Annotated in this window: 21 protein-coding genes; 8 read left to right on the top strand and 13 right to left on the bottom strand. The window is 68.1% G+C overall.

Annotated features, from left to right (window positions below):
* The first annotated feature begins 68 nt into the window (after positions 1–68).
* Both ppsA and ACSAMQ_RS03330 read left to right on the top strand, forming a co-directional pair.
* Positions 69–2453, top strand: a complete 2385-nt coding sequence (gene ppsA / locus ACSAMQ_RS03335) for a phosphoenolpyruvate synthase (RefSeq protein WP_435394277.1) — start codon at positions 69–71, stop codon at positions 2451–2453.
* 7 nt (positions 2454–2460) lie between these two features.
* On the top strand, positions 2461–3414 hold the full coding sequence (locus ACSAMQ_RS03330; RefSeq protein WP_435394276.1) for a mechanosensitive ion channel family protein: 954 nt from the start codon (positions 2461–2463) through the stop codon (positions 3412–3414).
* Between the two features lie 223 nt (positions 3415–3637).
* Here the strand turns inward: ACSAMQ_RS03330 and orn are convergent, their stop codons facing one another.
* Complete coding sequence (orn, locus tag ACSAMQ_RS03325) at positions 3638–4204, bottom strand: oligoribonuclease (RefSeq protein ID WP_435394275.1); 567 nt, start codon at positions 4202–4204, stop codon at positions 3638–3640.
* Between the two features lie 65 nt (positions 4205–4269).
* Between orn and ACSAMQ_RS03320 the strand changes: the two genes are divergently transcribed.
* Positions 4270–4758, top strand: coding sequence for a DUF2721 domain-containing protein (locus ACSAMQ_RS03320; RefSeq protein WP_435394274.1), 489 nt, complete (start codon positions 4270–4272; stop codon positions 4756–4758).
* 74 nt (positions 4759–4832) lie between these two features.
* A complete protein-coding gene (locus ACSAMQ_RS03315; RefSeq protein WP_435394273.1) occupies positions 4833–5318 on the top strand; it encodes a DUF2721 domain-containing protein in 486 nt (161 codons plus the stop codon).
* A gap of 17 nt (positions 5319–5335) precedes the next feature.
* On the opposite strand, the gene tadA is transcribed toward ACSAMQ_RS03315, so the two are convergent.
* Both tadA and ACSAMQ_RS03305 read right to left on the bottom strand, forming a co-directional pair.
* Entirely contained in the window at positions 5336–5815 is a 480-nt protein-coding gene (gene tadA / locus ACSAMQ_RS03310) for a tRNA adenosine(34) deaminase TadA (RefSeq protein ID WP_435394272.1), read from the bottom strand.
* Between the two features lie 98 nt (positions 5816–5913).
* Positions 5914–6429 carry a DUF1993 domain-containing protein gene (locus ACSAMQ_RS03305; RefSeq protein ID WP_435394271.1) on the bottom strand — a complete coding sequence of 172 codons (516 nt, stop codon included), beginning with the start codon at positions 6427–6429 and terminating at the stop codon, positions 5914–5916.
* 375 nt (positions 6430–6804) lie between these two features.
* On the opposite strand from ACSAMQ_RS03305, the gene ACSAMQ_RS03300 reads away from it, so the two are divergent.
* Positions 6805–7341 carry a TetR/AcrR family transcriptional regulator gene (locus tag ACSAMQ_RS03300; RefSeq protein ID WP_435394270.1) on the top strand — a complete coding sequence of 179 codons (537 nt, stop codon included), beginning with the start codon at positions 6805–6807 and terminating at the stop codon, positions 7339–7341.
* Between the two features lie 35 nt (positions 7342–7376).
* Here ACSAMQ_RS03300 and ACSAMQ_RS03295 read toward each other — a convergent pair whose 3' ends face one another.
* The 5 genes from ACSAMQ_RS03295 to folD form a co-directional block, all read right to left on the bottom strand.
* Positions 7377–7592, bottom strand: coding sequence for a hypothetical protein (locus tag ACSAMQ_RS03295; RefSeq protein WP_435394269.1), 216 nt, complete (start codon positions 7590–7592; stop codon positions 7377–7379).
* Positions 7593–8142: 550 nt separating this feature from the next.
* Complete coding sequence (locus ACSAMQ_RS03290; protein WP_408953519.1) at positions 8143–8301, bottom strand: hypothetical protein; 159 nt, start codon at positions 8299–8301, stop codon at positions 8143–8145.
* Positions 8302–9205: 904 nt separating this feature from the next.
* A complete protein-coding gene (gene guaA, locus ACSAMQ_RS03285; protein ID WP_435394268.1) occupies positions 9206–10777 on the bottom strand; it encodes a glutamine-hydrolyzing GMP synthase in 1572 nt (523 codons plus the stop codon).
* A gap of 128 nt (positions 10778–10905) precedes the next feature.
* Complete coding sequence (guaB, locus tag ACSAMQ_RS03280; protein ID WP_435394267.1) at positions 10906–12363, bottom strand: IMP dehydrogenase; 1458 nt, start codon at positions 12361–12363, stop codon at positions 10906–10908.
* Between the two features lie 319 nt (positions 12364–12682).
* Positions 12683–13573 carry a bifunctional methylenetetrahydrofolate dehydrogenase/methenyltetrahydrofolate cyclohydrolase FolD gene (gene folD, locus ACSAMQ_RS03275; protein WP_435394266.1) on the bottom strand — a complete coding sequence of 297 codons (891 nt, stop codon included), beginning with the start codon at positions 13571–13573 and terminating at the stop codon, positions 12683–12685.
* A gap of 90 nt (positions 13574–13663) precedes the next feature.
* Here folD and ACSAMQ_RS03270 point away from each other — a divergent pair, with 90 nt between their 5' ends.
* Positions 13664–13996: a DUF1244 domain-containing protein gene (locus tag ACSAMQ_RS03270; RefSeq protein ID WP_435394265.1), complete on the top strand. Its 333-nt coding sequence runs from the start codon at positions 13664–13666 to the stop codon at positions 13994–13996.
* Between the two features lie 1087 nt (positions 13997–15083).
* Here ACSAMQ_RS03270 and ACSAMQ_RS03265 read toward each other — a convergent pair.
* Positions 15084–16112 (bottom strand): DUF2272 domain-containing protein, encoded by a 1029-nt coding sequence (locus ACSAMQ_RS03265; protein WP_435394264.1) that lies wholly within the window; start codon positions 16110–16112, stop codon positions 15084–15086.
* Between the two features lie 256 nt (positions 16113–16368).
* Between ACSAMQ_RS03265 and ACSAMQ_RS03260 the strand changes: the two genes are divergently transcribed.
* Both ACSAMQ_RS03260 and ACSAMQ_RS03255 read left to right on the top strand, forming a co-directional pair.
* Positions 16369–17166, top strand: a complete 798-nt coding sequence (locus tag ACSAMQ_RS03260) for an alpha/beta hydrolase (protein WP_435394263.1) — start codon at positions 16369–16371, stop codon at positions 17164–17166.
* Positions 17167–17176: 10 nt separating this feature from the next.
* On the top strand, positions 17177–17545 hold the full coding sequence (locus ACSAMQ_RS03255) for a RidA family protein (RefSeq protein WP_435394262.1): 369 nt from the start codon (positions 17177–17179) through the stop codon (positions 17543–17545).
* Positions 17546–17640: 95 nt separating this feature from the next.
* On the opposite strand, the gene moeB is transcribed toward ACSAMQ_RS03255, so the two are convergent.
* The 4 genes from moeB to der form a co-directional block, all read right to left on the bottom strand.
* A complete protein-coding gene (moeB, locus tag ACSAMQ_RS03250; protein ID WP_435394261.1) occupies positions 17641–18777 on the bottom strand; it encodes a molybdopterin-synthase adenylyltransferase MoeB in 1137 nt (378 codons plus the stop codon).
* 78 nt (positions 18778–18855) lie between these two features.
* On the bottom strand, positions 18856–20079 hold the full coding sequence (locus ACSAMQ_RS03245; protein ID WP_435394311.1) for a molybdopterin molybdotransferase MoeA: 1224 nt from the start codon (positions 20077–20079) through the stop codon (positions 18856–18858).
* A gap of 70 nt (positions 20080–20149) precedes the next feature.
* The gene (gene mobA, locus ACSAMQ_RS03240; protein WP_435394260.1) at positions 20150–20746 is read right to left on the bottom strand and encodes a molybdenum cofactor guanylyltransferase; all 597 of its coding nucleotides are present in this window, start codon (positions 20744–20746) and stop codon (positions 20150–20152) included.
* A gap of 58 nt (positions 20747–20804) precedes the next feature.
* Positions 20805–22205: a ribosome biogenesis GTPase Der gene (gene der / locus ACSAMQ_RS03235; protein ID WP_031371648.1), complete on the bottom strand. Its 1401-nt coding sequence runs from the start codon at positions 22203–22205 to the stop codon at positions 20805–20807.
* Between the last annotated feature and the right edge of the window lie 41 nt (positions 22206–22246).

Raw genomic sequence — 22246 nt, 5'->3', positions numbered from 1 at the left:
ACGCCCGGGCGATCATAGCCGCTTGGCCGCGCCCCTGACGTGTCCTCCCCCCTCGGAGATTGTGTGTCTTGAACGAGAACATCCTCTGGCTGCACGCGTTACGCCTCAACGATCTCGCCCGCGTAGGCGGCAAGAACTCCTCGCTCGGCGAAATGATCGGCAACCTCGCCAACCTCGGCGTATCGGTGCCAGGCGGCTACGCCACCACCTCGGAAGCCTTCAAGGCCTTCATCGCCCATAACAATCTGCACCAGCGCATCTTCGACAAGCTGGCGACCCTGGACGTGGAAGACGTGCCGGCGCTGAACGCGGCCGGCGCCGAAATCCGCGGCTGGGTCATCGAGTCGCCCCTGCAGGACGATCTCGACCGGGACATCCGCAGCGCCTACCGCAAGCTGTGCAGCGAGAACGGCGGCGGCGACGTCGCGGTCGCGGTGCGCTCCTCGGCCACCGCCGAAGACCTCCCCGACGCGTCCTTCGCCGGCCAGCAGGAAACCTTCCTGAACGTCACCGGCGAAGACGACGTGGTCCGCAAGGTCAAGGAAGTGTTCGCCAGCCTCTACAACGACCGCGCCATCGCCTACCGGGTGCATCACGGCTTCAAGCACGAAGACGTGTTCCTGTCCGCCGGTGTGCAGCTGATGGTGCGCTCCGACGTCGGCGCCTCCGGCGTGCTGTTCACCCTCGACACCGAGTCGGGCTTCCGCGACGTGGTCTTCATCACCTCCAGCTACGGCCTGGGCGAGATGGTCGTGCAAGGCGCGGTCAACCCCGACGAGTTCTACGTCTACAAGCCCACCCTGCAGCAGGGCAAGCCGGCGATCCTGCGCCGCTCGGTCGGCGCCAAGCAGCTGCGCATGGTCTATTCCGACCGGCCCGGCGAGCGCGTGCGCACCGAGAACACCCCGGCCGAACTGCGCGCGACGTTCTCGATCAACGACGCCGACGTGCACGAGCTCGCCAAGCAGGCGCTGGTGATCGAAAAGCATTACGGCCGCCCGATGGACGTGGAATGGGCGAAGGACGGCGTCAGCGGCAAGCTGTTCATCGTCCAGGCGCGCCCGGAAACGGTGAAGTCGCGCGGCAAGGCCACCCAGATCGAGCGTTACCAGCTCGAAAAGCGCGGCGAAGTCATCACCGAGGGCCGCGCGATCGGCCAGAAGATCGGCAGCGGCGTGGCGCGCGTGGTGCGCAACCTCGACGACATGAACCGGGTGCAGCCCGGCGACGTGCTCGTCGCCGACATGACCGACCCCGATTGGGAGCCGGTGATGAAGCGCGCCGCGGCGATCGTGACCAACCGCGGCGGCCGCACCTGCCACGCGGCGATCATCGCCCGCGAGCTCGGCGTGCCGGCCGTGGTCGGCACCAGCAACGGCCTGGAGACGATCAAGGACGGCCAGGTCGTCACGGTCAGCTGCGCCGAAGGCGACACCGGTTTCATCTACGACGGCAGCCTGCCGTTCGAGCGCCATGTCGCCGACCTGGACAAGATGCCGCCGGCGCCGCTGAAGGTGATGATGAACGTCGCCAACCCGGAGCGCGCGTTCGACTTCGCGATGCTGCCTAACGCCGGCGTCGGCCTGGCGCGCCTGGAGATGATCATCGCCAGCCACATCGGCATCCATCCGAAGGCGCTGCTCGAATACGCCTCGCAGGACGCCGACACCAAGAAGAAGATCGACGCCAAGATCGCCGGCTACGGCAACGATCCGGTGCAGTTCTACGTCGACCGCCTGGCCGAAGGCATCGCCACCATCACCGCGTCGTTCGCGCCGCATCCGGTGATCGTGCGCCTGTCGGACTTCAAGTCCAACGAATACGCCAACCTGATCGGCGGCACCCGCTACGAGCCGCACGAAGAGAACCCGATGATCGGCTTCCGCGGCGCCAGCCGTTACGTCGACCCGAGCTTCTCCGATGCCTTCGCCCTGGAATGCCAGGCGGTGTTGAAGGTGCGCGAGGAAATGGGCCTGACCAATTGCTGGATCATGATCCCGTTCGTGCGCACCCTCGACGAGGGCCGCCGCGTGCTCGAAGTTCTCGAGAAGAACGGCCTGCGCAAGGGCGAGAATGGGTTAAAGATCATCATGATGTGCGAGGTGCCCTCGAACGCCCTGCTGGCCGACGAGTTCCTCGAGATCTTCGACGGCTTCTCGATCGGCTCCAACGACCTGACCCAGCTCAGCCTCGGCCTGGACCGCGACTCGGCGATCGTCGCCCACCTGTTCGACGAACGCGACCCGGCGGTCAAGAAGCTGCTGGCGATGGCGATCTCGGCCGCGCGCGCCAAGGGCAAGTACGTCGGCATCTGCGGCCAGGGCCCGAGCGATCACCCCGACCTGGCCGAATGGCTGATGGACCAGGGCATCGAATCGGTGTCGCTGAACCCGGACACCGTGGTCGACACTTGGCTGCGCCTGGCCAAGGCCAAAGCCAAGGCCCAGGTCTGAGCGCACGATGACGGAAAAGGACGCGGTGCAGACGCTGGTCCCCAAGTCCCTGCTGGGACTTGAGGCCGGCTTCGACATCGACAAGCTGCTCGCCTGGGCGCAGACCAAGGGCCTGGTCCTGATCGGCGCCCTGGCGATCCTGCTGATCGGCCTGTGGCTGGCCAAGTGGCTGTCGCGCGCGCTGGAACGGGTCATGACCCGCGCCAACATGGAAGTCACCCTGCGTGGCTTCCTGCGCAACATCGCCTATGCGGCGATGATCGTGATCGTCGCGGTCGCCGCCCTGCAGCAGCTCGGCGTGCCGATGACCTCGGTGCTCGCCGTGCTCGGCGCCGCCGGCCTGGCGATCGGCCTGGCGCTGAAGGATTCGCTGTCGAACATCGCCTCCGGCGTGATGCTGATCGTGCTGCGCCCGTTCCGTGCCGGCGACCATGTCCAGGCCGCCGGCATCGAGGGCACGGTCGAGCAGATCCGGGTGTTTCAGACCCGCCTGCGCACCATCGACAACCGGGTGATCGTGCTGCCGAACAGCCTGATCACGACCGCGGCGATCATCAACTTCACCGCCAACCCGAAGCGCCGCATCGACCTGACCGTCGGCGTGGGCTACGACGACGACCTCAAGGTCGCCAAGGCCACCCTGCTCGCCCTGGCCACCGCGCACCCGAACGTGCTGCAGGACCCGGCGCCGGAAGTCCTGGTGACCGCCCTGGCCGAGAGCAGCGTCAATCTGGAGCTGCGCTCCTGGGTCAAGACCGCGAACCTGCTGCGGACCAAGAGCGACCTGGTCGAAGGCATCCGCAACGAACTGATCGGCAAGGGCCTCAACATCCCCTACCCGCAGCGCGACCTGCACGTGTATCACCACGATGCCGACGGCCGCCCGCTGACCGAAGTGCTGACCAAGGCCGTCGCCGACGATGGCGACCTGCCCAGGCCGGCGGTCAAGCCGAAGGCGTGAGGCGCGGCCGCTTCGGCCAGCCGAAGCGGCGAACGGCTTGTGTGTAGGAGCGGCGTGAGCCGCGACCAATCGGGATGGTGTATGCAAGCGCCAGGAACCGAAGCCCGGACATTGGGGCTCAGGCTGGCGGCAGGCCGGGTTTTGGAGGATGACGTGGCATTGCACCGCTTCGGTTGGTCGCGGCTTACGCCGCTCCTACAAGCCGCGAGACGTCGGAGCAGCCTCAGCCCAGACCGCCCAGCTTGCCCATCGCCGCGCGGTAATGCCTGAGCTCGGCGATCGAGTCCATCACGTCGCTCAGCGCGGTGTGCTTGCTGTCCTTGTTCAACCCGGCCAGCACGTCCGGCGCCCAGCGCCGCGCCAGCTCCTTGAGCGTGCTGACGTCGAGGTTGCGGTAGTGGAAGTACTTTTCCAGCCGCGGCATGCAGCGGTGCAGGAAGCGGCGGTCCTGGCAGATCGAATTGCCGCAGATCGGCGAGGTGTTCGGCGGCACCCAACGGGCGAGGAACTCCAGGGTCCGGGTTTCGGCCTCTTCCATCGCCACGCCCTGTTCGAGCACCCGCTTCCACAGGCCGGACTTGCCGTGCTGGTGGCGGTTCCACTCGTCCATCGCCTGCAGGCGTTCGAGCGGGTGGGCGATCGCGAGCTCCGGTCCCTCGGCCAGGACCTGCAGCTGCGCATCGGTGACGACGGTGGCGATTTCCAGGATCGAATCGCGGTCGGTATCCAGCCCGGTCATCTCCAGATCGATCCAGATCAGCCGGTGCTCCTGCCCTGTCTTGTCGCTCATAGCCTCGCCGTCGTGCCCGTGTCGCGGCATGATAGCCCAGCCCCCTTCCCCACCGCCGCACCGCAATGAGCCAGAACGCCGCCTCTTTCGCCCACTACGCGATCCTCACCGCGATGCTGGCCCCCGCGTTCTTCCTGACCGCGACCGCCTCGCTGCTGCTGTCGGCCAACAACCGCCTGGCGCGGGTGATCGACCGCGCCCGGGTCCTGCTGAAGGAGCTGGCCGAGACCGAGGACGCCGAGGAGCGCGACCAGCTCGAACGCCACATCCTGCGCCAGAAGAAGCGCAGCAAGATCATCCTGCGCGGCAGCCAGTTGCTCTACACCGCGATCAGCTTCTTCGTCGGCACCAGCCTGAGCGTGGCCGGCGACGCCTTCCTCGGCTACCGGCTCGGCGCAGTGCCGACGGTTCTCGCCGCGCTCGGGGTGCTGGCGATGTTCGCCGCCAGCCTGCTGCTCGCGCGCGAATCCTCGCTGGCGGTCGAGGCGGTCAACGAGGAAATGGACCATGGCCACATCAGCGCGATGAAACGCTGGTCCAAGCCGCAGGCATGAGCCGCGCCGGTCCGGCTTGCGGCATCATCACGCCTCGCGCGCATCGTTCGCGTGCATAGATCCTGGAGCCCGTCATGGCCGATCCTCTCGTGCAACTGAGCAGCCATTACACCGTGGTCTCGGCGATGATCACGCCGGCGTTCTTCCTGACCGCCACCGCTTCGCTGCTGGTGTCCTCCAACAACCGCCTGGCGCGCGTGGTCGACCGCATGCGCCAGCAGCTGGGCCAGCTCGAGGACACCGTCGACGAGCAGGCGCGCGATTATCTGGAGGCGCGCATCATCCTGCACCGCCGGCGGGTGCGCCTGATCCTGATCTGCCTGCAGTTGCTGTACGGCGCGATGACCGCCTTCGTCGCCACCAGCCTGGCGATCGGCATCGACCAGTTCACCGACTACCGCCTGCGCGGCGTGCCCACCGGTCTGGCGATGTGCGGCGTGCTGTTGGTGCTGGCCGCTTCGATCAACCTCGGCCGCGAAGCGCGCATGAGCGTGACCATGCTCGATGCCGAGGTGAAGCGCGAATTCGACCGCGACAACGGCCGCCAGAAACGGCGCTGAGCCCGAGGGGCCCAGTCTTAAACCGGCTTGCCGCGCTTGCGGCGGAAATACGCGGTCAGTCGCGCGCCGGCCTCTTCGCCGAGCACCCCGCCGCGCGACTCGATGCGATGGTTGTGGCGCGGGTCGGTCAACAGGTCGAACACGCTGCCGGCGGCGCCGGTCTTGGGGTCGCCGGCGCCGAACACCACCCGCGCGACGCGGGCGTGCACCATCGCCATCGCGCACATCGCGCAAGGCTCCAGGGTCACGTAAAGGGTCGTGCCGATCAGGCGGTGATTGGCGAGCCGGCGGCCGCCTTCGCGCAAGGCGACGATCTCGGCGTGCGCGCTCGGGTCGTGGCTGCCGATGTTGCGGTTCCAGCCTTCGCCGAGCACTTCGCCGTCGGCCGAGACCAGCACCGCCCCGACCGGGATCTCGTCGTCCTCGCGCTCGGCCCGTTCGGCCAGCGCCAGCGCATGCCGCATCCAGCGTTCGTCGATGTCGGCCAGTTCGCTCACTCGGCGGTCCGCGGGTGGAAAGCGGCGATTATCGCCGACGCGCGGACGCGGCGCACCGGCCGGGCCGGCACGCCTGCCTGCCGGCCAGCCGTTTCGGCTCAGAGCGAGCCGGCGGCGAGGTAGTCCGGCTTGCGCAGGGCCACGCCCTGATGACGCAGGATCCCGTAGGCGGTGGTCAGGTGGAAGTAGAAGTTAGGCAGGACGAAGAAGCGGATGTAGTCGGCGGCGACGAACTTCAGCTCCGGCGCGTTCGGCGGGCGGATCACGATCTCGCGCTGCTCCTGACCCTCGATGCTTTCGCGCGGCACGCTGCGCAGGAATTCCTGGGTGCGGGCGATGCGCGCACGCAGCTCCTCGAGGGTGGTCTCGGTATCGGGGAAGCTCGGCGGCGCGATGCCGCCCAGGCGCGCGGCGCCGAACTTGGCCGCGTCGCTGGCCGCCTGCACCTGCCGGGTCAGGGTGTACATGTCGGGCGCGAGCCGGCCGCCGAGCAACTGCTCGATCTCGATGCCCCGCTCCTGCGCGTGCGATGCGCCTTTGTCGAGCAGGTGCGAAAGCGTGTCGAGACCGCGCAACAGGCTCGGTACCGAGATGTCGTACAGGGATAAGGTCATGGAGATTCTCTTGGCGTGGCGTGGTGGCGAGCGCCGCCGTCGGCTGGCGCGTGTCGGACTGCTGGGTGTCGATGCAACGAAAAGCGCACGGTGCCGGTCTCGTCTGCCGCCGGTAGGCCGGCCGGACCCGACGATGCGGGGCCAGCCGGTCAGGCGACTGCGTCGAGCCCGGCTTAATGTAGCGATTGCTAAGCAATGCGAGCGGGATTCTGGCTGCTTGCCGAGGCCGGGTCAACGATTTTATTATCGATCGCTATGGAAATACCCGTTGCGAAACCCGGCCCCCTCGCCGAGGCCCCGGACAGCTGCAAGCCGGCGCCCCGCCCGCGCGGCCGGCCACGGGTGTTCGACCGCGAGCAGGCTCTGGATACCGCGATGCGTTTGTTCTGGTGCCAGGGTTACGAGGCGACCTCGCTGAGCGACCTGACCGCCGCGATGGGCATCGCCGCGCCCAGCCTGTACGCCGCGTTCGGCAGCAAGGAGCAATTGTTCCGCGCCGCCATCGCCCGCTACATCGACGACTACCGCTGCAACGGCGGGCGCGCGCTCGCCGACCCGACGCTGGGCACGCGCCAGGCCTTCGAGGCCTTCTTCGAATCGATCGCTCACAGTTTCGTCGAGGCCGAACGGCGTTCGGGCTGCATGCTGATCGCCGCCGAGGCCGGCGGCCTGCCGGCCGAACTGCGCGACGAACTCGCGCGTTATCGCGGCGCGCTCGAAACCGAGTTCCTGCTCCGCCTCGAGCGCGGTCTGCGCGCGGGCGATCTGCCGGCCGATACCGATGCGGCGGCCCTGGCCAAATTCCTCACTGCCCTGACCCAGGGCCTGTCTGTCCAGGCGCGCGATGGCGCGACGGTGGAGCAACTGGCGCAGGTTGTGCGCATCGCGATGCGCGCCTGGCCTTCGGTCTGAGAAAAGGCGTCACTCCAGGAGCAGCGCTGGCGCGCTCAATGGATACCGAGCGACTGCGGCGCAAGCACCGGCCTGGCGCCCTTGCGCACCGGCGCCACGGGGTGTTTGCGGTAAAGCGCGTCGCAGCGGGCCCGTTCCAGCTCGATCGCATGTACGTCGCGCGCCGCATCCGGTTCGGTCCGCGCAGACGCGGCCGCGATCAGATGCGGCAAGGCCAGCAAGGCCGCCACCACCGGCAGGTATCTCGACATCGAACTTCTCCCTGGCAAGGTCGTTCGTCGTGCATCCCGGCCGCGGCAGTCGCCTGGATCGGCCGGTACTGAAGAAACGACGAGTCGAGCGCTCCAAAATCGACAACGCAGGCGCAACGCGAAGGCGGCTCGACCTATCCCGGCTTCTGTGCGCAGACGAACGCCCGTGAGCCGCCTCGATCGGGGCCCCGGGACAGATCGTCATGCGGCGAAGCTACGCCCCATTCCGGACTGGCTTTGTCCTAAATCGAAAGCGTCACTGTGGCGATGTCATGATCCGGGACGCAGTTGGCGATCGGATGCGACCCGATGTCGCAGGCCTGTCGTCGCAGGCCTGTCGTCGACGGGCTGTCATCGCCGGGATGTCATCGCGGATCTGTCGGCGGCGTCGGCCGACGCACCGGGCGCCGGCATTGGAAGCGCCGCGACCGAAAGGAACTTGCTCGCCGAGAGCGATATCGGCGGCGAACGGCGGTCGGGCCGCGCGGGTCTTTCGTGGCTCGTCCGTGGGTCGAAGGAAGGGGCGGTGTTCCGCCCCTCCCATGCCGGATCAGCAGCCCGGCGTACAGATGGCCCAGCAACGCGAATCCGGATCGTCCGGATCGCAGCTGCTGCAGCACGGCCGCGCGAACGCGCTGAGGCTGACACTGAGGCCCAATCCGAACGCGAAGCAGGCCAGCAACACCTTGGTGCGGGACTTCCTATTCATCGCTTTCTCCTGTGCTGATGGAACGACCGGGGCTCTCCTTCCCCTGCCGTCCGGGGCGCCGACGGCAGGTGCCGTCCAGCGCGGTTCGCCGCGACTCCTTCCGCAGCCAATCGGTCCCGCGATACGGCGTTTCGCCGTCGCGAGTTCGTATTTCGCAGTGCTTGCTCGCCCTGCTCCTCGACGGAACGAACGCGCACCAACGGCGGCAGGCGCCTTCGTCGCATCAGTCTTCAAGCCGTGGGCAGATGGATGAGGCTCGTGCGCATCGGTCGTGCAGGCCGGTGACGACGAAGATTCAATCGCGGGCAGACCGGCCGCGGGTCCGATCGATGCCGGCGCCCGAAAAGAGGAACATGGCGGTTCGCGGCGGCGCAACGACCACCCCGGCCGCGCGCCGGCTCCGCGAAACGCGACGGTGGTGAGGCTGCCTGTCCAAGCGGGTGCGGACATCCTGTGTCCCCTGGCGGCTCCGGGCCGATACCCGGATGCCGTTCGAACCCTAGCGGCGTAAGGCCCGCGGAAACGCGTTGCGAATCACACAACCGACCGGGAATGGCATGGGCTGCCCGTCCCGACGCCAGCGCCGGAAGCCAGCGCATGAAGTCGAGTGATGCATCCCCAGCTCGACGGCTAGGCGCCCATCCGGTCAGGCCCGTCGAAACCGGACGACGAACGCCGGCACGATGCTTCGCTACCGCGCTCGTCAAAGCGGTCTTGAGAGTAAGCAGGAAGATGCGAGAACTACGGCCAGCGCCATGGGCTCCGGCAGGATTCGATCGGCTTTACCCGGCCGACGCGGACGTGCCTGCGCACATCCGAACGACAAGAATGAATCGGGGCCTTGCCGCGCTTGCGGCAAGACCCCGGTCATGAGAGCAACGGCCCCGATGGGCTCAGCGGCGACTCACTCCCACTCGATCGTCGCCGGCGGCTTGCCGCTGATGTCGTAAACCACCCGCGACACGCCGCGCAGTTCGTTGATGATGCGGTTGGAGACCGTGCCGAGGAAGTCGTACGGCAGGTGCGCCCAATGCGCAGTCATGAAGTCGATGGTCTCGACCGCGCGCAGCGCGATCACCCACTCGTAGGCGCGTGCGTCGCCGACCACGCCGACCGATTTCACCGGCAGGAACACCGCGAAGGCCTGGCTGGTCTTGTCGTACAGGCCGGCCTTGCGCAGTTCGTCGATGAAGATGTGGTCGGCCTTGGCCAGCAACTCGGCGTATTCGCGCTTCACTTCGCCGAGGATGCGCACGCCCAGACCCGGACCCGGGAACGGATGGCGATAGACCATCTCGCGCGGCAGGCCGAGTTCGACGCCGAGGCGGCGGACTTCGTCCTTGAACAGCTCGCGCAGCGGCTCGACCAAGCCGAGCTTCATGTGCTCGGGCAGGCCGCCGACGTTGTGGTGGCTCTTGATCACGTGGGCCTTGCCGGTCTTGCTGCCGGCCGACTCGATCACGTCGGGGTAGATCGTGCCCTGCGCCAGCCACTTGGCGTTGGCGAGCTTGTTCGACTCTTCATCGAAGATGTCGACGAACAAGTTGCCGATGATCTTGCGCTTGGCTTCCGGGTCGCCGACGCCGGCGAGTTTTTCGAAGTATCGGTCGGCGGCGTTGACGCGCAGCACCTTGACGCCCATGTGCTCGGCGAACATCGCCATCACCTGGTCGCCTTCGTTGTAGCGCAGCAGGCCGGTGTCGACGAACACGCAGGTCAGCTGGTCGCCGATCGCCTTGTGCAACAGCGCGGCCACGACCGAGGAGTCGACACCGCCGGACAGGCCGAGGACGACCTCGTCGCTGCCGACCAGGGCGCGCACGCGCTCGATCTGGTCTTCGATGATGTGGGCGGCGGTCCACAGCGTCTGGCAGCCGCAGATGTCGACCACGAAGCGGCGCAGCAGGGTCTGGCCCTGCTTGGTGTGGGTGACCTCGGGATGGAACTGCACGCCGTACCAGCCGCGCGCGTCGTCGGCGAAGGCGGCGACCGGGATGCGGTCGGTCTTGGCGGTCACGACGAAGCCGTCCGGCGCCTTGGAGACGTGGTCGCCGTGGCTCATCCACACGTCCAGGCGCGGCGGCGAGCCCGGGTGGTCCTTCAAGCCGTCGAACAAACGGCAATGCGCGACCAGCGAGACCTCGGCGTGGCCGAACTCGCGTTGGTCGGCGGCCTCGGTCTCGCCGCCGAGCTGCTTGGCCATGGTCTGCATGCCGTAGCAGATGCCGAGGATCGGCAGCCCGGCGTCGAACACCTGCTGCGGCGCGCGCGGCGAGCCGTGCTCGGTGGTCGACTCGGGGCCGCCGGACAGGATGATGCCCTTGGCGCCGAACGCAGCGATCTCGGCCGGATCGTGGTCCCAGGCCCAGATTTCGCAGTACACGCCGAGTTCGCGGATACGGCGCGCGATCAGCTGGGTGTACTGCGCGCCGAAGTCGAGGATCAGGATTTTGTCGCTATGGATGTCTTGGCTCATCGGGACTCGGGACTCGGGACTCGGGACTCGGGATCCGTCGCCCTTCAGTTACGACGGTGGCCGCAGGTATCGCCCGCGGCCACTTCGCTGCACTTACCGCTTTGCCGAGTCCCGAGTCCCGGCAAACATCATCCCGCCCGATAGTTCGGCGGTTCCTTGGTGATCTGCACATCGTGGACATGGCTTTCGCGCGCGCCGGCATTGGTGATGCGCACGAAGCTGGGCTTTTTGCGCATATCCTCGATGGTCGCGCAACCGACATACCCCATGGTCGCGCGCAGGCCGCCGGCCAGCTGATGGACCACGCCGTGCAGCGGGCCGCGGTAGGGCACGCGGCCTTCGATGCCTTCGGGCACGAGCTTGTCGGCGTCGGAGGCGTCCTGGAAATAGCGATCCTTGGAGCCCTGCTCCATCGCACCGAGGCTGCCCATGCCGCGATAGCTCTTGTAGCTGCGGCCCTGGAACAGTTCGATCTCGCCCGGCGCTTCCTCGGTGCCGGCGAACAGGCCGCCGACCATGACCGTGGAGGCGCCGGCGACCAGCGCCTTGCCGATGTCGCCCGAATAACGGATGCCGCCGTCGGCGATCAGCGGGATGCGGTCCTGCAGGGCCTCGGCGACCATCGCCACCGCGGTGACCTGCGGCACGCCGACGCCGGCGACCACGCGCGTGGTGCAGATCGAACCGGGGCCGACACCGACCTTGACGGCGTCCGCGCCGTGATCCATCAGCGCCAGCGCCGCGTCGCCGGTGACGATGTTGCCGCCGATCACCTGCAGCTGCGGGAAGCGGGTCTTGACCCACTTGACCCGGTCGAGCACGCCCTGCGAATGGCCGTGCGCGGTATCGACCACGACCACGTCGACGCCCGCCGCGGCCAAGGCCTCGACGCGCGCTTCGGTGTCGCCGCCGACGCCGACCGCCGCGCCGACCAGCAGCCGTTCGGCGCTGTCCTTGGCGGCGTTGGGGTTGTCGGTCTTCTTCTGGATGTCCTTCACCGTGATCAGGCCGCGCAGCTCGAAGCCGTCGTTGACCACCAGGATCTTCTCGATGCGGTGACGGTGCAGCAGTTGCAGCACTTCGTCGTCGCTGGCGCCTTCCTGCACCGTGATCAGGCGGTCGCGCTTGGTCATGATGTGGCGGACCGGGTCGTCGAGCTTGGTCTCGAAGCGCATGTCGCGGCTGGTGACGATGCCGACCAGCTGGCCGCCGTCGACCACCGGCACGCCGGAAATGTTGCGCGCCCGCGTCAGCTTCAGCACTTCGCCGATGGTCGTTTCCGGACCGACGGTGAACGGTTCGCGGATCACCCCGGCCTCGAACTTCTTGACCTGGGCGACCTGCGCGGCCTGGGCTTCCAGGCTCATGTTCTTGTGGATGATGCTGATGCCGCCGAGCTGGGCCAACGCGATCGCGAGGCGGGCCTCGCTGACGGTGTCCATCGCCGCCGACAGGATCGGCAGGCGGATCGACAGATCGCGGGTCAGGCGGGTCGAGAGGTTTACGTCCTTAGGCAGGACGATCGAATGCGCGGGGACGAGGGACACATCGTCGTAAGTAAGCGCTTCAGCCTGGATGCGCAGCATGGGCGGGCCCGGGAGGATGAAGCGCGCCATTCTAACCCGAAACGCCTCCTGCCCGCCCGCTGCGCCAGCGGAAAGAGGCGTTCTGCGGGTGGGAGGGCGGTAGCCGTTAAGCCTCGCCTGAGACCGGGCGAGGCGGTCTGCAACCGTCCTTCCCGCGCAGGCGGGAACCCAGGGCTCTCGAGCAAGAACCACCAAGGTCCGGCCGTTCCCACTGCAGGCCCCCGGAAACCGCCAACTGAAGTCTCTGGAGTCCGGCCTTTGCGGGAACGACGCCCTGGAGTGCGGCTCCGGCCCGTCCGGTGCCTGCGAGGCAATGCCCTCAACCGACCTTGTCGGCGGCCTCGGCCGCTTCCAGCGTGTTCTGCATCAGGGTGGCGACCGTCATCGGCCCGACCCCGCCTGGCACCGGGGTGATCCAGCTGGCGCGCTGGGCCGCAGCGTCGAAGCCGACGTCGCCGACCAGGCGGCCGTCGTCGAGCCGGTTGATACCGACGTCGATGACCACCGCACCCGGCTTGACCCATTCGCCCGGGATCAGCTGCGGACGCCCGACCGCGACCACCAGGATGTCGGCGCCGCGCACCGAGGCCTCCAGGACCTCGGGCGGGGTGAACTTGTGGCAGCTGGTGACGGTGCAGCCTGCGATCATCAGCTCCAGCGCCATCGGCCGGCCGACGTGGTTGCTGACCCCGACGATGGTCGCGCTCTGCCCGCGCACCGGGCGGTCGGTATAGCCCAGCAAGGTGGTGATGCCGCGCGGCGTGCACGGGCGCAGGCCGAACTGGCGCAGGACCAGATGGCCGACGTTTTCCGGGTGGAAGCCGTCGACGTCCTTGCGCGGATCGATGCGGTGGATCAGTGCGGTGGCGTCGCGGCGGTCCGGCAGCGGCAGCTGGACCAGGATGCCGTGGACCTCGGGGTCGGCGTTGAGCCGGTCGATCAGGGCCAGCAACTGCTCGTCGCCGGTATCGGCCGGCAGATCGTAGTCGATCGCGCGGATCCCGACCTTCTGCGCGGCGCGGCGCTTGTTGCGCACGTAAACGCTGGACGCCGGGTCATTGCCGACCAGCACCACCGCCAGACCCGGCCGCGACTGCCCCGCAAGGATGCGCGCATCGACCTGGGCCTTGAGATTGTCGAGCAGGTCCTCGGCGATGCGCTTGCCGTCGAGGATGCGGGCCGGATGCGCCGAATGGGGTGTGGACGTCATGCGAGGTCGGATGCGCTGCGGTAGAGTCGTGGCCGCGCATTATCCCCTATTCCCACCCGCGTTTTTTGCCGGGTCACCGCGAGCGCCGCCATGAGCCACACCCCGCCCCCCGCCCCGCCCCCGCAGGACCATGAAACCCTGGCGATCGAGGCCGCCGCGTTCCGGCGCCTGCTCGCCCATCTGATGCACGAGCGCAGCGACGTGCAGAACATCGACCTGATGATCCTGGCCGGCTTCTGCCGCAACTGCCTGGCCGACTGGTACCGCGAAGCCGCCGAAGGCCGCGGCATCGCGATGACCAAGGACGAAGCCCGCGAGGCGGTCTACGGCATGCCGTTCGCGCAGTGGAAGGCGCAGCACCAGCAGGACGCCACTGCGGAGCAGTTGGCCGCGTTCGAGGCGGCGCAGAAGCGCCACGGCTGAGTCCGCTTCGGCGGTTGTGCCGGCATAGCCCCTGCTCGTGGTCTGTTCGGCGCGCTTGCTTTCAGGGTAGGAGCGGCGCGAGCCGCGACTGCCTACCTGAGCGGCGAGATAAGCGCCCGAGCCTCAACCGCGTTGCCGTTGCCGTTGCCGTTGCCGTTGCCGTGATTTTGATCTTCTGCCTTTCCGGTCAATTGAAGACCCGGAGGGCGGCCCGCAGGGATGCGGGCCGTGCGCAAGCAGGCCATGGATGGCCTGTCTGGAGCATCCCTGCGTCGGCAGCGATCGCGCGGGCTGGTGCCCTTGCAAGGAGAGCCCTTTTCTTTGGTTACCTTTCTTTTGGGCTTAGCAAAAGAAAGTAACCCGGCCGCGTCAGCGGACGGAAGCTTAGGTGTTGATGTTGCTTCAAAGGCCTACGGTAAGAAACGCCGCAACTGGAAACGGCGCGGTCGCGACTTGCGTCGCTCCTACCCCGCAAGAGTTAACGGCTTCGACCATTGCCCTCGGCGATGCGGCCTTTGCGCGTCCCTGGGACGCGGCTTACGCCGCTCCTACAGGGGATCGATTCGCAGCTTTGCGGTGCAGGCTTCGCCTTTGTAGGAGCGACGTGAGTCGCGACCGCGGACTGCGGAGATGACGAGGCCGTCGACATTCGTCGAAGCGGCGCCCGCTCGCCAGGGTAGGAGCGGCGCAAGCCGCGACATCGCTGCAGCGGTCTTGCGACGCGCGGTTCAAGAAAAATCAAGATCAAGATCAAGATCAAGATCAAACCCAAAGCTTCCGCCACTAAAGCGGCGGGTTACTTTCTTTTGTCACAAGCAACAAAAGAAAGGTAACCAAAGAAAAATGCTTTTCTTTGAGTCAAAGGCCCGCACGAGCGGTGCTAACGCGGTGATTTTTCATACGGGACATCCCTGTCCCGATGAAAAACGGCCCGCATCCCTGCGGGCCGCCCTCCGGGTCTTCTGTTGCCTTCACTAGTGCGAGACTACGCACGGCAACCACAACGGCAAAGGCCAGGACGGCATCGAACGGCGGCGCGACTTGAGGGCGCGCGGTCGCGGCTCACGCCGCTCCTACAGGACGGCGCTTACTGCTGCTGCGGCCGCACTCCCGGGGCATTCGGGTTCGGGCAGCGCGGCACGCCGGAGCCCACCACGCATTGCACGCAGCAGCCCTGCGGGGTCGCGGCCGGGGGCGCGGTCTGCGGGACGTACAGGGGAATCGCCGGGGAGAGTTGGGCCAGCGAGGCCTCCGGCTTGAGCTTGAGCAACGCCGCCCAATCGAGCTTGTTCATGTCGCAGGCCGCGGCGGTGTCGGGCGAACACTCGACCTGGGTTTCGCTGCGGCGGGGCAAGGGCCAGAATTCGCCGCTGCGGTTGACCGCCATGATCCGCATCGTCGCGCCCTGCTGGACGTTGCCGCCGATCAGATAGGCCTTGCCGTCGTTGTTCGGATTGACCGCGACGACGATGTCGCAATGCATGTTGAGCGAGCCGTTGGCGCCGTCGAGCGCGGCGGCCAGGCCTTCGTAACCGTAGACGCGGTTGCCCGAGCGCACCGCGCACAGCAGGTCGCCGACCGCCGGCCGCGCCGTGCTCGGGTCCAGGAACTGGAACGGGCTCTGGTCGGGCGTGCGGTAGGCGTCGCGGACATAGTCGTAATGGCTCGCCGAGGGCCGGAAACCGGGCACGGCGGCTTTCATCATCACATAGGACACGAACGCGGCCGACCAGGGGTTGTCGACCAGGAAGGCGCGGCAGGCGACCGCCGGGTAGCTGCCGCCGTAGGGGTCGTTGCATTCGTTGGCGCCTGCGAAGCCGGCCATGCGCTGCAGCAGGCCGGTGTCGCGCCAGTAACTGACGGTGCGGCGCCAGGTCTCGGTCGCGCCGTCCTCGAGCCGGCTGGTCTCGGCTTCGCTGAGGGTCGCGCTGGCCAGGCGGCCCTGCACGTCGATGAAGGGACGGAACCACTGCAGGTTCTCGGTGCAGGCGGCCGCGGCGATGCGCGTCGCCGCCTGCGGCGCCGCGGTCTGCGCGCGCAACGCCGGGCAGGCGTCGGCGGCGACGGCGGCGCCCGCCGACAGCCACAGACAGGCGAACACGAGCGAACGGAACATCGGCACTTTCTCCAAAGCGGTGCCGGGCGGCACGCGAAACGACGATACGGTCCGTCGTACGACGACGCCGCGTGGGGTGACGGCATGATCGGTCAATCACCCGCCCTTGCCCAGCCTATGGATCGTCTGTGCAAGTCGTGTGATAGCCGCGGCGCTGGCGAGAAACCGACGCCGCGGGTTATCGTCGCCCGATCGCACCGTGCGCCCGCAATCCATCGCCCGCGCTCCCTTGCCCGCCTCGGAAGGCCCTGCATCGATGGCACGTAATCCGCGTCTGCTCCAATCCGTCACCACCCTCGCCGGCGTCGCCGCGGCCGGTTATCTCAGCGTCTGCGGCTGGCTCTACTTCAAGCAGCGCGAGCTGATGTACTTCCCGCAGAGCACGCGCCTGGGCGCGTCGATGACCGACTACACGGTCAGGCACGGCAACATCGTCCTGCGCGGCTGGCGGCTCAATGCCGGCCAGGACAAGGCGCTGATCTATTTCGGCGGCAATGCCGAACGCATCGAGAACATGCGCGAATCCCTGGCGCAGTGGTTCCCGGACCGCAGCATCTACCTGGTCTCGTACCGCGGTTTCGGCGCCAGCGATGGCCGCCCCGAAGAGTCGGCGCTGTTCGCCGATGCGCTGGCGGTGTTCGACCAGGTCGCGCGCGAACACCCGCGGCAGCCGATCGCAGTGATCGGCCGGAGCCTCGGCAGCGGCGTGGCCAGCTACGTCGCCGGCCATCGCCCGGTCGAGCGCCTGGCCCTGGTGACCCCGTTCGACAGCCTGCGCGAGACCGCGCAGGCGCATTACCGCTGGTTGCCGACGCGCTGGCTGGTCAAGGACCGCTACGATTCGGTCACCTACCTGCGCAGCTATTTCGGCCCGATCCTGGTGGTGCGCGCGACCGCCGACGACGTGATTCCGGCGCCGAACACCCAGCGCCTGATCCACTCGCTGCAGACCCGGCCGCAAGGCGTCGACGTGGTGCAACTGGAAGGCGCCGACCACCACAACATCGCCAGCTACCCGGCCTATCGCGACTCGCTGCGCGAGTTCATGGACTGAGCCCGCGACCATGCAGCGACGCGCCATTCACCCGACCGCGGTCTCGTACGCGCAGGCGCACGAGATCGCCGGCTTCAAGCGGATGCTGTTCGTCAGCGGCCAGATTCCGCAAAGCGACGACGGCGCGCTCGCCGACGATTTCGACGGCCAATGCCGCCAGGCCTGGGCCCATGTCGCCCGCCAACTGGCCGCCGCCGGCATGGACTACAGCCATCTGGTCAAGGTCACGACCTTTCTGACCGATCGCCGCCATCGCCAACGCAATTACGAGATCCGCCACGAGCTGCTCGGCGAACACTCGCCGGCGCTGACCGTAATCATCACCGGCTTGTACGAGGAAGGCTGGCTGGTCGAGATCGAGGCGATCGCCGCCGAATGACGCCGTCGTGCGAGCCTCGCCGCACCTGGCACAGTTCGCCGAAGGCGCGTACCTGCGCGGTGCGGCGCGAGACGCCCAGGGCGGTCGCCGCGGCCTCAGTGCGCACTGCAGAAGGCCTGATAGTCGATATAGCCGGGGAACTCGCGGCCGGCCGCGCACACCGGGCAATCCGGATCGGGCGCCAGCCGGGTTTCGCGGAAGCGCATGCCCAGGGCGTCGAAATGCAGCAGGCGACCGGCCAGGGATTCGCCGAGCCCGAGGATCGACTTGATGACTTCGGTGGCCTGGACCAGCCCGACCACGCCGGGCAACACGCCGAGCACGCCGGCCTCGGCGCAGTTCGGCGCCGCTTCCGGCGGCGGCGGTTCGGGGAACAGGCAGCGATAACAGGGGCGCGCGCCGCGCTGGCGGCCGGCGTCGAACACGCTGACCTGTCCTTCGAAGCGATGGATCGCGCCGTAGACCAAGGGTTTGGCCAGCTTCACGCAGGCGTCGTTGAGCAGATAACGCACCGGGAAATTGTCGGCGCCGTCGAAGACCACGTCGGCGCCCTCGATCAGCCGCTCGACGTTGTCGGGCGTGATCCGTTCGGCGAAGGTTTCCACGCGCACGCGCGGGTTCAACGCCGCCAAGGCGATCCGCGCCGATTCGACCTTCGACACGCCGATGCGCGCCTCGGTGTGCAGGATCTGCCGCTGCAGGTTACTGCGATCGACCACGTCGTCGTCGGCGAGCACCAAAGTGCCGACGCCGGCTGCGGCGAGATAAAACGCCGCCGGCGAGCCCAGGCCGCCGGCGCCGACCATCGCCACCCGCGCGGCCTGCAGCTTGCGCTGCCCGGCCTCGCCGACTTCGGGCAGGCGCAGATGGCGCGAATAGCGGTCGTAGAAATCGCGTTCTTCGTCGGACTGCTCCAGCAGCGCCAGCGGCAGCCCTTCGGCGATCCAGCGCGAAGTGCCGCCCTCGACCGAGGCCACCCGCGCATAGCCGGCGTCGAGCAGGCGCTGCGCGGCGCGCAGCGAACGCGCGCCGGATTGGCAGATCAGCAAAATCTCGGCGTCGCGGTCCGGCAAGTAGCTCGACGGCTCGGATTCCAGCGCGTCCTTGGCGATGCCGCGCGCGTGTTCGGCCTGGCCGCCGGCGCGCTCGTGGGCCTCGCGCACGTCGATCAGGACCGCGCCGGCCTGCTGCCGCCGGCGCGCCTGCGCCGGGGAAATCTGTTCGATGCTCATGCGCGGATTATCCGCTTTCGGGTGCTCCCGCGCAGGCCGATCGAGCGCGTCCGCGGCGACGCTGTGTTGCGCCGGCCGTCAGTACGGCAGGACTTCCATTACCGCGCCCTCGGCCAGGCTCTGCGGCCCTTCGGCCACCACCATCAGGGCGTCCGAATCGGCCGCGGCGCGCAGCCGGTGCGAACCGGTGGCCGGATTCGGGTCGACCCGCAGCACCCCCTCGTCGTCGCTGAACAAACGCGCCCGGATGAATTCGCGCCGCGGATGCGTCTTGTCGATCGAGCCGACCAGGCGCGCGCGGAACCGAGGGCGCGCCTCGCTGCGCCCCTGCAGGCCGTCGATCAGGGCGCGACCGAAGGTCATGTAGGTCGCCATCACCGAGACCGGATTGCCCGGCAGCCCCAGCATCCGCGCCTGGTCCATGCTGCCGAACAGCAACGGCATGCCCGGGCGCATCTTCACCTTCCACAGGTGGATCCGGCCGAACTCGCGCAGCACCGCCGGAATGTGGTCCTTTTCGCCGGCCGAGACCGCGCCGCAGGTGAACACCAGGTCGAAGGCGCAAGCGGCGTCGCGCAGGGCGATCTCGACCTGTTTCGGGTCGTCGGGCAGGCGCGGCCACGCGGTCGGTTCCAGACCGTCGGCGCGCAGCAGTCCCATCAACAGGTCGCGGTTGCTGTCGTAGATCTGTCCCGGCTGCAGGCTCATGCCGGGCTCGACCAGTTCGTCGCCGCTGGTGAATACCGCCACGGTCGGCTTGCGCCGAACACGCAGCGAAGACAGGCCAAGCGAGGCAGCCAGCGACACCCGCGCCGGAGTCAGCAACTGCCCGGCCTGCAGGACCCGCTCGCCCTCGCGCACGTCTTCGCCGGCATAGCGCACGTTCTGGCCGAGCGCGGTGCGCGGCACGCTCACTCGCTCTCCGTCGACGGCGACGTTCTCCTTGATCGCGACCGTGTCGGCGCCGGCGGGCAGCGGCGCGCCGGTGGTGATGCGCACGCAGTCGCCGGCGCCGAGCGACCAGCCGCCGTCGAGGCCGGCGAACTGCTCGCCGATCAGCCTCAGCACGGTCGGCTCGCCAGCCTGATCGCCGGCCTGGTCGGCATGGCGGAAGGCGAAGCCGTCCATCGCGCTGTTGTCGAACGGCGGCAACGACAGCGGCGCATCGACGTCGTCGGCGAGCACGCGGCCGTGGCAGCGCGACAAGGCCATGGTTTCGGCTTCGAGCCGGTGCGCGGCGGCGACTTCGGCGACGATCGCCATCGCCTCGTCGAACAACAGGCCGGTCGGAAAATCGCTTATAGGAGCATCGCTTATAGGAGCATCGCTCATGGGGGCATCGCTCATGGGGGCATCGCTCGCAGAGGGCGGATCAGCGGCCCGGCGCGTCGTCGGCGACGAAGCCGTGGGCCAACAGATCCTCGGGACGGTTGAGGTTGCCGAAGCGTAGGCCATCGAGCCGCGCCGCGGCCATGCCGAGTCCGGCCTGCAGTTCGCGCACCGCCAGGCGCCGGTGCGTCAGGGCCTGGGCCAGGGCCGTGCGCAAGGCGGCCACCGGCCACAGCGCGAACAAAGGCTGCACGCCGTCGTCGTCGACGGCATAGGCGCCCTGCCCGTCCTGTACGGCGATCAGCGCCGGCAACAGGCGCTCGTCGAGCGTCACCGCATCGACCGGCAAGGTGAACAACCACGGCGTCGTGCAGGCCGCGGCCAGGGCGTCGAGGCCGCCGAGCGGGCCGAGATCGGGATGGGCATCGGCAACCGCGTGTGCGCCGAGCGGGCGGTACCGTTCCAGGTCGCGATTGGCGCTGACCAGCACCTGCGCCACCCGATCGCGGTAGGCGTGCAGCAGGCGGAGCACCTGCGCTTGACCGTCGCGGCGCAGCCAGGCCTTGTCGAGGCCGCCCAGGCGTGAGGCGCGGCCGCCGGCGAGCAGGCCCAGGCTGAGCTCGGCGCGTGTGCACTGCATGGCCTGTCCTCGCTTGTCTTGGGTGCGTCCACTCGCGGGCCGCCGCCGCGGCTCGAGCTTATTTGCCGCGCTTGACGTGGCGGATCAGGCGCTTCTTCTTCGCCACCTGGCGTTCGGTCAGCACGTTCTTCTTGCCTTCGTAAGGATTGCTGCTGTCCTTGAAGACGAAGCGGATCGGGGTGCCGACCAGCTTGAAGCGCTTGCGGAAGAAATTTTCCAGGTAGCGCTTGTAGGTATCGCCGAGCGTGCGCAGGCGGGTGCCGTGGACGACGAAGGTCGGCGGATTGAGCCCGGCCGGATGGGCGAAGCGCAGCTTGGCCACGTGCCCGCGCACCACCGGCGGCGGGTTGGTCTCGTAGGCCACTTCCATGGCCTTGGTGACTTCGCTGGTGCCGATCTCGGTGGTCGCCGAGGCGTGAGCGCGGTGGATCGCGCTGAACAGCTCGCGCAGGCCGGAGCCGTGCTTGGCGCTGATCCGCACCTTTTCGGCCCACTCGACGAACGCCAGCTTGCGCATCAGCAGGTTTTCGGTCTGCTGGCGCTGGTATTCGGTCTGCCCGTCCCACTTGTTGACCGCGACCACGAGGGCGCGGCCGGAGTCGAGCGCATAGCCCAGCACGCTAGCGTCCTGGTCGGTCACGCCTTCGCCGGCGTCGAGCATGACCACCGCGACCTGGCAGTTCTCGATCGCCTGCAGGGTCTTGATGATCGAGAACTTCTCGACCGCTTCCTCGACCTTGGACTTGCGGCGCACGCCGGCGGTGTCGACCAGGCGATACAGGCGGCCGTCTCGTTCCATGTCGACCGCGACCGAGTCGCGCGTGGTGCCCGGCACTTCCGAGGCGATCATGCGCTCTTCGCCGAGCAGGCGATTGACCAGGGTCGATTTGCCGACGTTGGGGCGGCCGATGAAGGCCACGCGCACCCGCGAGGGGTCGTTGTCTAGTTCGCTGGTGGTGCCCTCCTCGGGCAGGCGCGCGAACACTTCGGCGAGCAGTTCGTCGATGCCCTGGCGGTGCGCGGACGACACCGCGACCGCATCGCGGATGCCGTAGCGGGCGAAGTCGTTGACCGCGGCGCGCGCATCGAGGCCGTCGGTCTTGTTGACCACCAGCAAGGTCGGCCGCGCGGTCTTGCGCAGCCAGGCCAGTATCTCGTCGTCGAGCGCCGAGGCGCCTTCGCGGCCGTCGACCAGGAACAGCACCAGATCGGCCTCCTCGGCGGCGGCGCGCGCCTGGCGCGCGGTCGCGCCGGCCAGCCCCTCGTCCTCGCCGGCGATGCCGCCGGTGTCCACGACCGCGAACGGGCGCTGGCCTTCGGGCCGGCACACGCCGTAGTGACGATCGCGGGTGACGCCGGGCTCGTCGTGGACGAGCGCGTCGCGGCTGCGCGTGAGCGCATTGAATAGGGTGGATTTTCCGACGTTGGGGCGGCCAACGAGGGCGACTAAGGGAAGCATGATGTGAAGCCGGGAATGGGGAATGGGAGTGGGGAATCGAA

The organism is Lysobacter sp. 1R34A, assembly GCF_051217035.1.
Taxonomy (GTDB): Bacteria; Pseudomonadota; Gammaproteobacteria; order Xanthomonadales; family Xanthomonadaceae; genus Lysobacter.
Note: the sequence above shows the minus strand (reverse complement) of the source record. Positions and strands in the feature narration are given on the sequence as shown.

Bases quoted from the DNA above. Each gene is read 5' to 3' on its own strand.
- orn (WP_435394275.1), bottom strand. From the start codon at position 4,204: ATGAGCGACAAGACAGGGCAGGAGCACCGGCTGATCTGGATCGATCTG.
- ACSAMQ_RS03315 (WP_435394273.1), top strand. From the start codon at position 4,833: ATGGCCGATCCTCTCGTGCAACTGAGCAGCCATTACACCGTGGTCTCG.
- ACSAMQ_RS03265 (WP_435394264.1), bottom strand. From the start codon at position 16,112: ATGTTCCGTTCGCTCGTGTTCGCCTGTCTGTGGCTGTCGGCGGGCGCC.
- der (WP_031371648.1), bottom strand. From the start codon at position 22,205: ATGCTTCCCTTAGTCGCCCTCGTTGGCCGCCCCAACGTCGGAAAATCC.
- ACSAMQ_RS03330 (WP_435394276.1), top strand. From the start codon at position 2,461: ATGACGGAAAAGGACGCGGTGCAGACGCTGGTCCCCAAGTCCCTGCTG.
- mobA (WP_435394260.1), bottom strand. From the start codon at position 20,746: ATGCAGTGCACACGCGCCGAGCTCAGCCTGGGCCTGCTCGCCGGCGGC.
- folD (WP_435394266.1), bottom strand. From the start codon at position 13,573: ATGACGTCCACACCCCATTCGGCGCATCCGGCCCGCATCCTCGACGGC.
- guaA (WP_435394268.1), bottom strand. From the start codon at position 10,777: ATGAGCCAAGACATCCATAGCGACAAAATCCTGATCCTCGACTTCGGC.
- moeB (WP_435394261.1), bottom strand. From the start codon at position 18,777: ATGAGCATCGAACAGATTTCCCCGGCGCAGGCGCGCCGGCGGCAGCAG.
- ACSAMQ_RS03270 (WP_435394265.1), top strand. From the start codon at position 13,664: ATGAGCCACACCCCGCCCCCCGCCCCGCCCCCGCAGGACCATGAAACC.
- ACSAMQ_RS03305 (WP_435394271.1), bottom strand. From the start codon at position 6,429: ATGACCTTATCCCTGTACGACATCTCGGTACCGAGCCTGTTGCGCGGT.
- ACSAMQ_RS03300 (WP_435394270.1), top strand. From the start codon at position 6,805: ATGCGTTTGTTCTGGTGCCAGGGTTACGAGGCGACCTCGCTGAGCGAC.
- ACSAMQ_RS03295 (WP_435394269.1), bottom strand. From the start codon at position 7,592: ATGTCGAGATACCTGCCGGTGGTGGCGGCCTTGCTGGCCTTGCCGCAT.
- ACSAMQ_RS03255 (WP_435394262.1), top strand. From the start codon at position 17,177: ATGCAGCGACGCGCCATTCACCCGACCGCGGTCTCGTACGCGCAGGCG.
- ACSAMQ_RS03260 (WP_435394263.1), top strand. From the start codon at position 16,369: ATGGCACGTAATCCGCGTCTGCTCCAATCCGTCACCACCCTCGCCGGC.
- ACSAMQ_RS03320 (WP_435394274.1), top strand. From the start codon at position 4,270: ATGAGCCAGAACGCCGCCTCTTTCGCCCACTACGCGATCCTCACCGCG.
- ACSAMQ_RS03290 (WP_408953519.1), bottom strand. From the start codon at position 8,301: ATGAATAGGAAGTCCCGCACCAAGGTGTTGCTGGCCTGCTTCGCGTTC.
- guaB (WP_435394267.1), bottom strand. From the start codon at position 12,363: ATGCTGCGCATCCAGGCTGAAGCGCTTACTTACGACGATGTGTCCCTC.